The sequence below is a fragment of the Bradyrhizobium sp. 4 genome (assembly GCF_023100905.1).
Lineage (GTDB): Bacteria > Pseudomonadota > Alphaproteobacteria > Rhizobiales > Xanthobacteraceae > Bradyrhizobium.
Genome location: NZ_CP064686.1, coordinates 4061637 through 4074887 on the forward strand (window position 1 = coordinate 4061637; position 13251 = coordinate 4074887).

Here is a 13251-nt window from a genome sequence, read left to right on the forward strand (position 1 = left end):
GTTCTCTGAAGCCCCCACATTGCAGGAGCAAATTCTCCTCGCCTGCCACTTCCGAGAATCTTATTCGCTTAAATCCGAGCCAATTGGAACCGGCTCGGATGACGGCAGGTTGACAGCTAGTAGACGTCAGCCTGGAAGCGCCCCGTCTTCTTGAGCTCGGCGACAAAACTGACGGCTTCGTCGGTCGAACGCGCCCCGAACTGGGCGACGATATCGACCAGTGCGCGCTCGACGTCCTTGGCCATGCGCTTGGCATCGCCGCAGATGTAGAGATGCGCCCCCTCGGCAAGCCACGTCCACAGCTCGCGGCCGACCTCGCGCATGCGATCCTGTACATAGAACTTCTTCTCGCCGTCGCGCGACCAGGCCAGCGACATGCGCGTGAGCAGGCCCGAGGTCTTCATCGCGTTGAGCTCCTCCTGGTAGAAGAAGTCGCAATCGCTGCGCTGATGGCCGAAGAACAGCCAGTTCTTGCCGGGCGCACCGGTCGCCTTGCGGTCGAACAGAAAGGCGCGGAACGGCGCAATGCCGGTGCCGGGGCCGATCATGATGATCGGCGTCTTCGGATCCTGCGGCAGGCCGAAATTGTGCGCCTTCTGCACATAGACCTTGAGCTTCTCGCCTTCCGCGATGCGCTCGCCAAGGAAGGTCGAGGCGACGCCGATGCGCTTGCGCTTGCCGATCACGTAGCGCACGGAATCGACCGTCAGCGACAGCTTTCCAGGCGTCGCATTATGCGAAGACGAGATCGAATAGAGCCGCGGCTGCAGCGGCTCGAGCGCCTCCACGAAGGCTTCGGGATGCGGCCGCGTGCCCGAGAACTTCTGCAGCGCCGCCATGACGTCGAGCGTGGCGGCATCGCCATCGGGATCCTCGCCCTGCGCCAGTGCCCGCGCCCTCTCGCGCTGCGCGCCGCCGGTGATGAAGGAGAGCAGCTCGAACAACGTGTCGGGCGCCGGCGACAGCGAGACGTCGTCGATCAGCACCTCGCGCAGCGTCTTGCCATTGACCTTGGTGGTGTGGGACGCGCCAAGCAAGGCGATGACCTGGTCGACGAGACCGAGCTCGTTGCGCGCGAACACGCCAAAACTGTCACCGACGACATAGTCGAGCTTACTCTCGGAAAGGTCGAACTCGACGTGATAGGTTTCCTTCTCCGACTTTCCCTTGTTGAGAAGACGGCGCGACAGGAAGGTCGCCGCAACGGGGTTGTCGCGCGAGCGGCCGGGCTCGGCGATCGTCACGGTCACGGCGGGGGCCGCCACCGCGTCGACCTTGTCGGACGCCTTAGGAGCCGGCGCCTTGTCCAGCTCTTCATGCAGCGTCTTCAGCATCCGCGCGGTTTCCTTGCCGCCGGGGACGCAAAGGTTGAGCCGCGCTTCACTGCGGCTCGCGATCGCCTCCGAATAGTCGTGGCAATTGTAGCCGCACTGCCCGCAATCCTGCTGCGCCATCGCCGCCATCATCTTGCGCCGCACGGGACGGCCTTCGGCGAGCTTCATCCGATCGGCGATCGGCATGGTCTGGTCGTGCCACGGCGCTTCACCGTCGTCACCGTCACCGGCCTGCATGACAGCGGCGCCCTGCTCGGCCGACAGCGGCGTGGCCGCCTCAGGCGACAGCAACCCGGCAAAGAACCCGTTCAGCCAGGAGCGTTGCGCGTCGGAGAACGGGGCGCTCGTGGGAATGATGTCGAGTTTGGGTGGAGGGCTGATCTGGTTCATGAGGACACCTCGGCATCGGCAAGCTTGCGCAGCGTTTCGCCGTCATGGCGCCGCGCAAAAGAAAGGAAGGTTTCGTCGGGAGCGGAGCGATGGGCGATATAGGCCTTGAGCAGTCCTTCGACCGTCTTCGGCGCGTCCTCGGCCTTGAGGTCGTGATAGACCTCCTGCCCGACGTCGGCGTCAGGACCGAACCCGCCGCCGGTGAAGAGATGATAGCCCTCCACCGTGTCCTCCTCGTTGACAGGCACGCGCGCCCCGATCAAGCCGATGTCGCTGATGTAATGCTGGGCACAGGAATGGTGGCAGCCGGTGACGTGGATGTTGACCGGCTTGTCCATCTCGACGCGTGGCTCGCACCAGTCGCCGATCTCGGCAGCGTGGCGCTTGGTGTTGGAGGCGGCAAAGCGGCAACCGGCATTGCCGGTGCAGGCGATCAGGCCGGCGCGGATGTGTGACGCCTCGACCGCGAGCCCGATCTGCTTGATCGCCGCGATGGCAAGCTCGACATTCTCGTCACGCACCCCTGATATCAGCAGGTTCTGCCAGACGGTCAGACGGATCTCGCCGTCGCCGAGGTCCCGCGCCACCTTGGCGAGGCCCCTCATCTGATCGCAGCTGATCTTGCCGAGCGTCAGCGACACGCCGATCCAGTTCAGGCCGTCCTGCTTCTGCTTGTGCACGCCGATATGCGCCATGCGGTCCGCGGCCGGCCGCGGCGCAAACGCCTCTTCCGACACGCGCGTAAATGGCGTCTTCAGCCGCTCTTCGACGAGCTTGAGGAAACCGTCATGGCCCATCGCGTCGAGCACGTATTTCAGCCGCGCCTTGTTGCGGTTGGTGCGGTCGCCGTGCTCGATGAAGACGCGCACGATGGCGTCGGCAACAGCGGTCGCCTGCTCCGGCTTGACGATGATGCCAGAGTACTTTGCGAAATCCTTGTGACCGGTGATGCCGCCGAGGCCGAGGCGGAACCAGACCCCCGGCTCCACGCCGAAACCGTCCTTCACCTCATACGCCGTGAAAGCGATGTCGTTGGTTTCCTCGAGCACGGCGATCCTGCCGGCACCGTCGAAGGCGACGTTGAACTTGCGCGGCAAGCCATACAACGAGCGATCGTTCAGGATGTGGTAGTGCCACTCGCGCGCATAAGGCCGTGTATCGATCAGCTCCTGCGGATCGATCCCCGCCGTCGGCGTTCCCGTCACGTTGCGGATGTTGTCGGCGCCGGAGCCGCGCGAGCACAGGCCGAGGTCCTGAATGCCCTCGATCAGCTTTACGGCGTTCTTCGGCGGGATCTCGCGAAGCTGCAGGTTGGCGCGCGTCGTGACGTGGCTATAAGGCCCGCACGTTTCATCGGCGAGATCGGCAAGGCCGAACAGCTGCCAGTGCTTCATGATGCCGTTCGGAATGCGCAGACGGCACATGTAGGAGTCCTGCGTCGGCGCGACGTAGAAGATGCCGTAATAGCGCCAACGGAAATTGTCCGCCGGGCTCGGCGGCGTATTGTCGAGCGCCTGCTGACGAAGACGCGGATACGCGTCGAAGGGATGCTCGTCGCGCTTGACCTTCTCCTGGTCGGCGAGCTTCTTGCCCGCGGCGATGACCTTGTCCTGCGCCTTGATGTGCACGGCATCGGGACCGGTCGGCTCCGCGTTCACCTTGCCGGCGCCGCCGCCCAGACCGCGACCGACGCGACTGATCTGCAGACCGGTCGTGAAGCCTTCGAGGTAGCGTTTCTGGTCGTCGGTAAAGTCGACTGAGACGGTGTCGATTTTCATGGTCAGTAACGAAGCTCCTGCGGCCGCCGGGGTGGTATCGACGGAAAGTGCACGACCCGCGAGGAGCTCGGCTGGCTCGATAGCCGGCTGTGCACCCAACGGTCCGATCAGCTTCGTTGCTGGGGACTTGGCGCAGCAGGCATCTGTGACAGGCTGGCCGCACTGCAACATTCAAGTTGCGTGCCAGCTTAGACGAAATGAAAATGTGTGGGGTATCAGGTGGTTAAGGGCGCCCGTGGGAACTCCGGCCTCTGGAACTCTTATGAAATTCGAGCAGTCGGCCTAAAATTTAGACTCGGATCTCCAGCGCTCAAAAACGATGCAGACCCGAATCACGCCCTCCAGCGGCCCACCTCGAAGGCTTCAAGATGCCCCCGAATATTGGCGGGATCGAAAGCGGGGCCGGCGAATGCGCCGAATGCCGCGGGGGCCTGGGCGGGCGGCCGGCGGCCGAGGGCGCCGTCGTAGAGATCGGGCCTGAACACGGCCATGGCCGTCTTGACCCCGTCGGGCGTCAGCGTCGTCTGCCCCCAGCGCACCATCTGCGCATAGAGCCAAGCAGCCTGGACCGGATCGGGGCGCCCTGCTTCCTCGCGTCCCACCAGAAGGTAGCTGCCGCTCTCGCGAAAGGTGCCGTCCGGCGAAATCTTGAGGCGTCCCGTGAGGGTGCGCTGGATGACTTCGGCATCGACGCCGATCCGCTCCGGCTGCGCCAGGATTCGGGCCGCTTCTGTGCGGTTTTCCGGATGCTCGATGAACTCGGCGGCTTTCACCGCCGCGCGCACCAGGCCGGCGACCACGTCCGGATTCTTGTCGGCCCAGACCTGGCGGAGCGCCAGCACCTTTTCCGCCGCATGGGCCAGGATGTCGGAGACGAAATGCAGGATGTGGCCGATTCCGAGATCGACCGCGATCGAATTCCAGGGCGCGCCGACGCAGAACGCATCGACATGTCCATTGGCCAGACTGTCGACCATATAGGGCGGCGGCAGCACCACCAGCCGCACGTCCTCGTCGGGATCGACGCCGGCCGCCGCCATCCAGAATCGCAATTGATAATTGTGGGTCGAGAACGGGAAGGTCATGCCGAAGGTCAACGGGTCGGCCCCCGCCTTGCGCCGTTTGGCGACCACGCGCGCCAACGCTTTTGCCGTGGCGAGCGGATCGAAGCGGTCGCCGTCGATCTCCTCCATCAGCGCGGCATGAAGCGCCGGCGAGACCGTGATCGCATTGCCGTTGATGCCGAGATTGAAAGGCGCCGCGATCGGCACCTTGACGTGGCCGAGACCAAGCGAAGACGCAATCGCGACGGGCGCAAGCAGATGCGCGGCGTCGAACAAGCCGATATTGAGCTTGTCGCGGACGTTGGACCAGGAGACCTCGCGGACCAGTTCGACCTCGAGCCCTTCGGCCGCGGCAAATCCCTTGTCGACGGCAACGATCAGCGCTGCGGCGTCGACCAGCGGAATGAACCCGATGCGGAGGGGAGCGGTCATTTCAGCATCTCCGACGCGGTGATGATCGACTGGGCGATCTCGCCGATTTTCTTCTTCTCGCGCATCGCAGTGGAGCGCAGCAGCACATAGGCCTCGTCCTCGGTGAGGCCCTTCACCTTCATCAGGATGCCCTTGGCCTTCTCGATGACCTTGCGATCCTCAAGCTGCGACTTGGTGCGCTCCAGTTCCTCCTGGAGTTTTGCGAAGGCATTGAAGCGCGACACGCAGAGGTCGAGGATCGGCTTGATGCGTTCCTTCCTCAGCCCGTCGACGATATAGGCGGAGACGCCCGCCTCGACCGAAGCCTGGATCGAGGATGAGTCGCTCTGGTCAACGAACATCGCGATCGGCCGCTTCACGGCGCGGCTGACCTGGAACATCGCCTCCAGCACGTCGCGGCTGGGGTTTTCCAGATCGATCAGGATGATGTCGGGATCGACCGCATAAATACGGGCGAGCAGGCTCTGCATCTCGCGGATATGGACGATCTGCGTGAATCCGGCCTCCCGCAACCCTTCTTCGAGGATCGCAGCCCGGATCGGGCTTTCGTCGACGATCACGATTTTGGGCGACTGTTCGGCGCTCATTGCTCACTCACCACCAGTGATTCATCCATAGCATGCCCGCAGGCCATGCAAAGGGTTGTAATTATGGGCAATTGGGACTAGCTCAACCCTGTCAATCAGGCAGATTTGGATATGGATCAGACGGCTGCGCCGAAGGTCAGCTTCGTGTCGCTCGGGTGCCCCAAGGCTTTGGTGGATTCCGAGCGCATCATCACGCGCCTGCGCGCCGAGGGCTACGAGCTCGCCCGCAAGCATGACGGGGCTGACATCGTCATCGTCAACACCTGCGGCTTCCTCGACAGCGCCAAGCAGGAATCGCTCTCGGCGATCGGCGAGGCCATGGCCGAGAACGGCAAGGTGATCGTCACCGGTTGCATGGGTGCGGAACCCGAGCAGATCGAGCAGGCCTATCCCGGCGTGCTCTCGATCACCGGCCCGCAGCAATATGAGAGCGTGCTGGACGCCGTGCATCGCGCGCTGCCGCCCGCCCACAATCCGCATCTCGATCTGGTGCCGCCGCAGGGCATCAAGCTGACGCCGCGGCACTACGCCTATTTGAAAATCTCCGAGGGTTGCAACAACCGCTGCACCTTCTGCATCATTCCAAAACTGCGTGGCGACCTCGTCTCACGTCCGGCCAACGACGTGCTGCGCGAGGCCGAGCGCCTGGTCGCTGCCGGCGTCAAGGAGCTGCTGGTGATCTCGCAGGACACCTCGGCCTACGGCGTCGATCTCAAATACGCCGAAAGCCCGTGGAAGGATCGCCAGGTCCGCGCCAAATTTATCGACCTCGCGCGCGAGCTCGGCGAGTTAGGGGCCTGGGTCCGCTTGCAATACGTCTACCCCTACCCGCATGTCGACGAGGTCATCGCGCTGATGAACGAGGGCAAGGTGCTGCCCTATCTCGACATCCCGTTCCAGCACGCAAGCCCCGAGGTGCTGAAGGCGATGAAGCGTCCGGCCGCGCAGGACAAGACGCTGGCGCGCATCAAGCGCTGGCGCGAGCAGTGTCCCGATCTCGCTTTGCGCTCGACCTTCATCGTCGGCTTCCCCGGCGAGACCGATGCCGACTTCGCCTATCTGCTCGACTGGCTGGATGAAGCCGAGATCGATCGGCTCGGCTGCTTCAAATACGAGCCCGTCGCCGGCGCGACCGCGAACACGATCGAGAATCCCGTGCCGGAAGAGATCAAGCAGGAGCGCTACAACGCGCTGATGGCGCGCCAGCAGAAGATCTCTGCGCGCAGGCTGAAGCGCAAGGTCGGCACCCGCCAGCAGATCATCATCGACGAGGTCGGCCCGACCGTCTCGAAAGGCCGCTCCAAGGCCGATGCGCCGGAGATCGACGGCGCCGTCTACCTGTCGAGCCGCCGCCCCTTGCGCGTCGGCGAGATCGTCACCGCGAAGATCGAGCGCGCCGACCAATACGACCTGCACGGCAGCGTCGCGGGATTCTGATCTTCCGCGGTCACAGCCGGTGCAGCCACGAACTCGCTGCGACCTCTCCCGCTTACGGGAGAGGTCGCAGCCGTCGCTAAGCTACGGCAACATCACGCCCGCCGTTCGCTTCTCCCGACGCCTGCTGTTCGTCGCGTGCGGCGAACACTTCCTTGGCTGCGAACAGCCCGTTCAGCGCCGCCGGGAAGCCCGCATAGACGGCCATCTGCATGATGATCTCCACGATCTCGTCGCGAGAGAGCCCGACGTTCAGACCTGCCTCGAGATGGACTTTGAGCTGAGGCGCGGCATTTCCGAGCGCCGTCAGCGCGGCGATGGTCGCGATCTCTCGATCGCGCAGGCCAAGGTCCGGGCGGCAGTAAATGTCGCCGAACGGAAACTCGATCACGTATCGTGCGAAATCCGGAGCGATGTCGGCGAGTGAAGCGACGACCGCTTCACCAGCTCTGCCGTCAATGCGTGACAGGGCCCGCTGGCCGCGATCGAAGCGGCTTTCGTCTTGTGTTTGGGCGTGCGTCATTTTCCTTCGTCCTCTGTTCGTCGCTGGCATAGCCGGCGATCTTGGTATCAAGGACGAGCAGGCATTCCTGGAGTTCGGCAATCTGCGTGCGTACCTGTTCCCGGTGGACTTCCAGAATCTGCCGCCGGCTTGTGCCGGTAGCGTCGCCTTCATCCCGAAGCGCCGCGTAACGCAACATGTCCCGGATCGGCATTCCCGTGGTCTTGAGCCGCCCAAGGAATGCGATCCATGTGAGGATCGATGCGTCAAAGTCGCGCTGGCCGGAGCGATCCCGGTCGGCGTATGGAAGCAGCCCGATGCGCTCATAGTAACGCAGCGTGTGCGTCGACAGGCCGGTCCGTTTTGCGAGGTCGCCGATCTTCATGTGTGCCCGTTCTCGTACTGACGCACGTACAGATACCCCTTCGAGCGCGCTCTAAGTCAAGGGGGATCGAAGGTGCAAAGATTTCGGCGCGCCGGCTGGGCGGCAGCGTCGCGGCATTCCGAGCTTCAAGATCCCGCCAGCCATTTCGGCACCCAGCGCTCCGGCCGAGGCGCGCGGGCAAGGTCAGCTTGCGCCTCGGACAGCTTCGCAGGCTCGCCGTCGATGCTCGGGTGCACATCGTATTCGAAGTTGGGCATGACGCGGCCGTCGGCATAGAGGCCGAATTTCATCGCGAACCATAGCCCGAGCTCGGGCTGCGCCTTCCGCATCTCCTCGCGCAGATCGCGCAGCAGGGATTCGATCGCGCCGGCTTCCTCGAACGGCTGCGGTCCGCGCGACAGGACGCGCGCCTGGTATTGCCTGCCGACGATCGCGATCTCGAAGCTCGTCTTGTCCCAGGGCTTCTTGCCCTTCGGCAGATGCGCGGCGAGGCGCCAGCCGAGTTCGGCCATCAGGCGATGATTGGCCCAATAGTCTTCGCGATCCCGGCTCCATTTTTCCATGAAGCCGCGAAAGTCGGGCAGCTCCGACGGATCGTCATCGGGCGCCACCATCTCCCCGCTCAGGCGTCCGGTGAGCCACTGCGCGAGCTCGACCGTCTGGCATTCGACCTCGTCGTGCGGCTTCAGATCGCTCCAAGCCTTGTCGAATTGTTGCGACGTCAGTTTTGCGAGCAGGCCGTCGAGACTGGGCGCCAGCAGCTCGTAATCGCCCTCGGAGCCAAGCCCCACGATCGGCGGATTGTCGCGGTCGAGACCCGCGCCATACCAGCCGCCAACCGCAGAGCCATCCGGCAGCCGCATGAACAGCGAAAACCTGTCGCGCAAGGGACTGCCGTCGACAATCGGCGCGTGATCGGAAAACTGGCCTTGCAGCGAGAAGCAGCCGACGCTGCCCCAAGGCCGTCCCTTAAGCCAGCCGGCGAAGTCCAGCAACAGCGGCGGCGCCTCGATACCCGGCGGAAACGCGCCGCGAATGCTGTCGAGGTCGATCGGATAAGGCGTCTCGGACAAGGCTTAAAACTATCTGGTTGGTCCCGCCCCTCTTGGTCTGAACCGTCATGCGTTCGGTTCGAACCAATTCGCGTCCTGTGATCACAAACGCGCTAGAGACGTAATGGTTTCCAGGCGCGCATCTTTCACCTGCCCATGCACGCTGCGCGTGTGTCTTGGAAAGCGCCCGCTTGACAAGCCCCGCCATTCGCATGTATTGCCGCGCCCCATGATCAACGCTCGGACCCATCAGCGCACCGAAATGCTCCGCCGTCGCTTCCGCGACGATGAGAGGGTGCGCCATGTCCGACGACGCCGCTGAACCACTGAATTCAGCGTAAGTTTTCGAAAAGGCCGCACCCGCAAGGTGCGGCCTTTTTGCTTTTCGCGCGCCCTTTCCACCCGCCTCCAGAGGAGTTCGACATGACCAACGCTACCCATCCGTATGACGCGTTGATGGACATCACCGCTCGGCCCAAGGCCGTGTTCGTCCGCGGCGCCGGCTCCTACCTCTGGGACGACAGCCGCAGGCGCTATCTCGATTTCGTGCAGGGCTGGGCCGTCAACTGCCTCGGCCACTCCCCGCCCGCGATCGCCGACGCGCTTGCCGCGCAGGCCAAGCGGCTGCTGACGCCGAGCCCGGCCTTCTACAACGAGCCGAGCCTGAAGCTCGCGCAGGCACTTGTCGCAAAAAGCGCGTTCGATCAGGTGTTCTTTGCCAACTCGGGTGCCGAAGCCAATGAGGGCGCGATCAAGCTCGCGCGCAAATATGGCAGCATCCATAGAGGTGGCGCGTTCGAGATCATCAGCTTCGAAGGTGGCTTTCACGGCCGCACGCTGGCGACGATGTCGGCCTCGGGCAAGAAGGCCTTTGAACCGCTGTTCGAGCCGAAGGTCGCCGGCTTCAAGAAGGCGAAGCTCAACGACATCGCGTCGGTCGAAAAGCTGATCAACGACAACACCGTCGCTGTGATGCTCGAGCCGATCCAGGGTGAATCAGGCGTGTGGCCGGCGACCGATCAGTTCTTGCAGCAGTTGCGCGCCCTTACCGACGCGCACGGCCTCCTCCTGATCTTCGACGAGATCCAGACAGGAATGGGCCGGACCGGCAAGCTCTTCCACTACGAGCACACCGGCATCGCGCCCGACATCATGACGCTCGGCAAGGGCATCGGCGGCGGCGTGCCGCTCGCAGCCCTGCTCGCGACCGAACGCGCGGCCTGCTTCGAGCACGGCGACCAGGGCGGCACGTTCAACGGCAACCCGATCATGTGCGCGGCGGGACTTGCGGTGCTCGACGAGGTCAGTAAGCCGGACTTCCTGAAGACGGCGACCGAAACCGGGCTGCTGCTCGAAAGCGAATTGCAGAAGGTCTCGGCGCGGCACGGGCTCGGCGAAGTGCGTGGCCGCGGGCTCCTGCTCGCGCTCGACCTCAAGCTGCCGATCGCGCCCGGCATCGTCGCGCAGGCGTTCGAGGCCGGCGTGCTCCTCAACGCACCGCAGGTCGACACGCTGCGCTTCATGCCGGCGCTCAACGTCACGAGGGCCGAGATCGCCGAGATGATCGATTGTCTCGACGGGATCTTGACCAGGGCCGGCGCGGCACGGCGGGTGGCCTAAGCTCGTCATTGCGAGAAGCGCAGCGACGAAGCAATCCAGACTGCCTCAACGGAAAGATTCTGGATTGCTTCGCTTCGCTCGCAATGACCTGAGTTACGGCTTCAAGATCGACGCGCCCGTGGTCTTGCGGCTTTCGAGATCGATATGCGCCTTGGCGGCGTCCTTGAGCGCGTAGGCATGGTTGATCGGCACGTGCAGCTTGCCGTTGATGACGGCGGCGAACAGCGTGTCGGCGCCTTCCAGCAATTCCTTGCGCGTGCCGATATAGTCGTTGAGCTTGGGCCGGGTCGCAAACAGCGAGCCGTGCGTGTTGAGCTCGGCGATCGAGAACGGCGGCACCGAGCCCGAGGCATTGCCGAACGAGACGAACATCCCGCGCGGCTTGAGGCAGGACAGCGAGCCCGGGAACGTCGCCTTGCCGACGCCGTCATAGACCACATCGCAACCCTCGTTGCGGCTGATCTGTTTGACGCGCGCGACGAAGTCTTCCTCGTTGTAGAGGATGACGTGGTCGCAGCCATTGGCCTCGGCAAGCGCAGCCTTCTCGCGCGAGCCGACGGTGCCGATGACGTGGGCGCCCATTGCCCTCGCCCATTGGCAGGCGAGCAGGCCGATGCCGCCGGCCGCGGCATGGATCAGCACGCGATGATGCGGTTCGACCTTGAAGGTCTTGTGCAGGAGATACCAGACCGTCAGCCCCTTCAGCATCAGCACGGCGCCCTGCTCGTGGGTGATGTGGTCGGGCAGCTTGACCAGCCGCTCCCAGGGGATGTTGCGCTCCCCGGTATAGGCGCCGAGATTGTGGTAGTAGGCGACGCGGTCGCCCGGATGGAAATTCGTCACGCCCGGCCCGACTGCGAGAACCTCGCCCGAGGCCTCGTTGCCGGCGATGAAGGGCAGCCCCGGCGCCTTGTAGAGGCCGGTGCGGTAATAGACGTCGATGAAGTTCAGGCCGACGGCATGCTGGAGGATGCGCACCTCGCCGGGTCCGGGCGCCGGAACATCGACGCTCTCATAGACCAGGGCTTCGGGGCCTCCGACCTTGTGCACACGGACGGCTTTGGTCATCGCCTGACCTCCTCTTCTCGCGGGGCCAGCGAAAGACATCGCGCCCGCCTTGTCAACTCGACGCCGGCTGGAACGCCTAGACCGACGGTTTTTTGCGGGTGTTCCTGCGGTTGCGCTTGGCCAGCACATTGAAGAACTCGACCGCCGCCGAGAACGCAATCGCGAAATAGATGTAGCCGCGCGGGATGTGGAATTGGAATCCGTCCGCAACCAACGCGACGCCGATCAGCACCAGGAAGGCCAGCGCAAGCATTTTCGTGGTCGGATGCTCCGCGACGAATCGCGACACCGGCCCGGCCGAAATGTACATGATGAGACAGGCGATCACGACGGCCGCGATCATGATCTCGATGTCCTGCGCCATGCCGATGGCCGTGATGATCGAGTCCAGCGAGAACACGATGTCGATGATCACGATCTGGACGATGACCCAGAAGAAAGCGCTACGAGGGGACTTCGCGTCGCCTTCGCCGTCATCGGCTTCGACCTCACCATGGATCTCGTGCGTCGCCTTCGCGATAAGGAACAGGCCGCCGCAGATCAGGATGAGGTCGCGCCACGAGAAGCCATAGCCCGAAAACGAAAACACCGGCGCGGTCAGGCCGATCAGCCAGACCAACAGGCTGAGCAGGATGATGCGGAAGATCAGCGCCAGTGCGAGCCCGATCTGGCGGGCGCGGTGCGCCTGCTTCTCGGGAATGCGCGAGACGATCACCGACAGGAAGATGACATTGTCGATGCCGAGCACGATCTCGAGCGCGGTCAAAGTGAGGAGCGCGGCCCAGGCTTCTGGGCTGGTCAACAGGTGCATCATGCGAAGGATCTTGTCAGCCGTATTAATGCGTCGCTGAAGCTGATCCAGAGTGCGATCGCGCAGAGCACGACAGTCACGCCGGTGCCGACGCGGAAGTCCATCTGCAGCGTGTAGAAGGAAAGCAGAGCCCAGATGGCGATCAGCGACATCGTCAGCCAGCGCAGGCGCACGACGCGCACCGGATGCAGCACGTGGAACGGCACGAAGGTCAGCACCACCAGGCTTGCGACCAACAGCGTCGACAGCAGCGGCGGCCAGTGCAGCAGGAACAGATAGAACGCCGCCGCATTCCACAGCGCCGGAAAACCGCGGAAATGATTGTCGTCCGCCTTCATGCGCAGATCGGCGAAATATAATGCGCTGGTGACGATGATGGCGACGCCGAGCAAGGGTGCTGCGACCGGCAGCAGCAAGCCGCTGGCCACGATCGCATAGGCCGGAACGAAGACGTAGGTGACGAAATCGACCACGAGATCGAGCACGTCGCCCGACCAGTTCGGCTGCACGTCCTTGACGTTGAGCCGGCGCGCGATTGGCCCGTCGATCGCGTCGATGATGAGGGCGACGCCCAGCCATTGAAACATCGCCGCCCAGTGCTCGCGCACGGCCTCAAGCATCGCCAGCAGCGCGATCGCCGCACCGAACGCGGTGAAGATGTGCACCGAGAAGGCAGCGGCGCGGATCGCGGGCCTGGGCTTCAGGGAATCCTCTTGGCTGTCCATGGCTTCTGCTATCAGAATGACGCCGGTTTGCACATAAGCCATTGCGACGCCCGGTCGCACAATTCGTCA

The 13251-nt window shown here is 63.8% G+C and carries 12 protein-coding genes; 2 read left to right on the forward strand and 10 right to left on the reverse strand.

What is annotated here, in order from left to right; all coding sequences use genetic code 11:
• Positions 1–116: 116 nt before the first annotated feature.
• The 4 genes from IVB45_RS18980 to IVB45_RS18995 all read right to left on the reverse strand — a co-directional run bounded on the left by IVB45_RS18980 (position 117) and on the right by IVB45_RS18995 (position 5585).
• Entirely contained in the window at positions 117–1724 is a 1608-nt protein-coding gene (locus IVB45_RS18980; RefSeq protein WP_247359367.1) for a sulfite reductase subunit alpha, read from the reverse strand.
• Complete coding sequence (locus IVB45_RS18985; protein ID WP_247359368.1) at positions 1721–3502, reverse strand: NirA family protein; 1782 nt, start codon at positions 3500–3502, stop codon at positions 1721–1723. Before IVB45_RS18985 ends, IVB45_RS18980 begins: the two co-directional genes overlap by 4 nt.
• Positions 3503–3834: 332 nt before the next feature.
• Entirely contained in the window at positions 3835–4998 is a 1164-nt protein-coding gene (locus IVB45_RS18990; RefSeq protein WP_247359369.1) for a CmpA/NrtA family ABC transporter substrate-binding protein, read from the reverse strand.
• Positions 4995–5585 carry an ANTAR domain-containing protein gene (locus tag IVB45_RS18995; RefSeq protein WP_007590901.1) on the reverse strand — a complete coding sequence of 197 codons (591 nt, stop codon included), beginning with the start codon at positions 5583–5585 and terminating at the stop codon, positions 4995–4997. The genes IVB45_RS18990 and IVB45_RS18995 overlap by 4 nt, the downstream gene beginning before the upstream one ends.
• Before the next feature lie 111 nt (positions 5586–5696).
• Here IVB45_RS18995 and rimO point away from each other — a divergent pair, with 111 nt between their 5' ends.
• A complete protein-coding gene (gene rimO / locus IVB45_RS19000) occupies positions 5697–7022 on the forward strand; it encodes a 30S ribosomal protein S12 methylthiotransferase RimO (protein ID WP_247359370.1) in 1326 nt (441 codons plus the stop codon).
• Between the two features lie 76 nt (positions 7023–7098).
• On the opposite strand, the gene IVB45_RS19005 is transcribed toward rimO, so the two are convergent.
• From IVB45_RS19005 to IVB45_RS19015, 3 genes are all read right to left on the reverse strand, one after another.
• Positions 7099–7542, reverse strand: a complete 444-nt coding sequence (locus tag IVB45_RS19005) for a carboxymuconolactone decarboxylase family protein (protein ID WP_027566991.1) — start codon at positions 7540–7542, stop codon at positions 7099–7101.
• A complete protein-coding gene (locus IVB45_RS19010) occupies positions 7475–7906 on the reverse strand; it encodes a MerR family transcriptional regulator (RefSeq protein WP_027566992.1) in 432 nt (143 codons plus the stop codon). Before IVB45_RS19010 ends, IVB45_RS19005 begins: the two co-directional genes overlap by 68 nt.
• A 125-nt stretch (positions 7907–8031) precedes the next feature.
• Positions 8032–8979: a hypothetical protein gene (locus IVB45_RS19015; RefSeq protein WP_247359371.1), complete on the reverse strand. Its 948-nt coding sequence runs from the start codon at positions 8977–8979 to the stop codon at positions 8032–8034.
• Between the two features lie 402 nt (positions 8980–9381).
• Between IVB45_RS19015 and IVB45_RS19020 the strand changes: the two genes are divergently transcribed.
• The gene (locus tag IVB45_RS19020) at positions 9382–10578 is read left to right on the forward strand and encodes an acetylornithine transaminase (protein WP_247359372.1); all 1197 of its coding nucleotides are present in this window, start codon (positions 9382–9384) and stop codon (positions 10576–10578) included.
• 93 nt (positions 10579–10671) lie between these two features.
• Here IVB45_RS19020 and IVB45_RS19025 read toward each other — a convergent pair whose 3' ends face one another.
• From IVB45_RS19025 to pcsA, 3 genes are all read right to left on the reverse strand, one after another.
• The gene (locus tag IVB45_RS19025) at positions 10672–11646 is read right to left on the reverse strand and encodes a quinone oxidoreductase (protein ID WP_247359373.1); all 975 of its coding nucleotides are present in this window, start codon (positions 11644–11646) and stop codon (positions 10672–10674) included.
• 76 nt (positions 11647–11722) lie between these two features.
• The gene (locus IVB45_RS19030) at positions 11723–12460 is read right to left on the reverse strand and encodes a TerC family protein (RefSeq protein ID WP_247359374.1); all 738 of its coding nucleotides are present in this window, start codon (positions 12458–12460) and stop codon (positions 11723–11725) included.
• Entirely contained in the window at positions 12457–13224 is a 768-nt protein-coding gene (gene pcsA / locus IVB45_RS19035) for a phosphatidylcholine synthase (protein WP_027566997.1), read from the reverse strand. The genes IVB45_RS19030 and pcsA overlap by 4 nt, the downstream gene beginning before the upstream one ends.
• Positions 13225–13251: the final 27 nt, after the last annotated feature.

Coding starts and splice junctions, on each gene's coding strand:
- IVB45_RS18995 (WP_007590901.1), bottom strand. CDS start 5,585: ATGAGCGCCGAACAGTCGCCCAAAATCGTGATCGTCGACGAAAGCCCG.
- IVB45_RS18990 (WP_247359369.1), bottom strand. CDS start 4,998: ATGACCGCTCCCCTCCGCATCGGGTTCATTCCGCTGGTCGACGCCGCA.
- IVB45_RS19010 (WP_027566992.1), bottom strand. CDS start 7,906: ATGAAGATCGGCGACCTCGCAAAACGGACCGGCCTGTCGACGCACACG.
- IVB45_RS18980 (WP_247359367.1), bottom strand. CDS start 1,724: ATGAACCAGATCAGCCCTCCACCCAAACTCGACATCATTCCCACGAGC.
- IVB45_RS19005 (WP_027566991.1), bottom strand. CDS start 7,542: ATGACGCACGCCCAAACACAAGACGAAAGCCGCTTCGATCGCGGCCAG.
- pcsA (WP_027566997.1), bottom strand. CDS start 13,224: ATGGCTTATGTGCAAACCGGCGTCATTCTGATAGCAGAAGCCATGGAC.
- IVB45_RS19025 (WP_247359373.1), bottom strand. CDS start 11,646: ATGACCAAAGCCGTCCGTGTGCACAAGGTCGGAGGCCCCGAAGCCCTG.
- rimO (WP_247359370.1), top strand. CDS start 5,697: ATGGATCAGACGGCTGCGCCGAAGGTCAGCTTCGTGTCGCTCGGGTGC.
- IVB45_RS18985 (WP_247359368.1), bottom strand. CDS start 3,502: ATGAAAATCGACACCGTCTCAGTCGACTTTACCGACGACCAGAAACGC.
- IVB45_RS19030 (WP_247359374.1), bottom strand. CDS start 12,460: ATGATGCACCTGTTGACCAGCCCAGAAGCCTGGGCCGCGCTCCTCACT.
- IVB45_RS19020 (WP_247359372.1), top strand. CDS start 9,382: ATGACCAACGCTACCCATCCGTATGACGCGTTGATGGACATCACCGCT.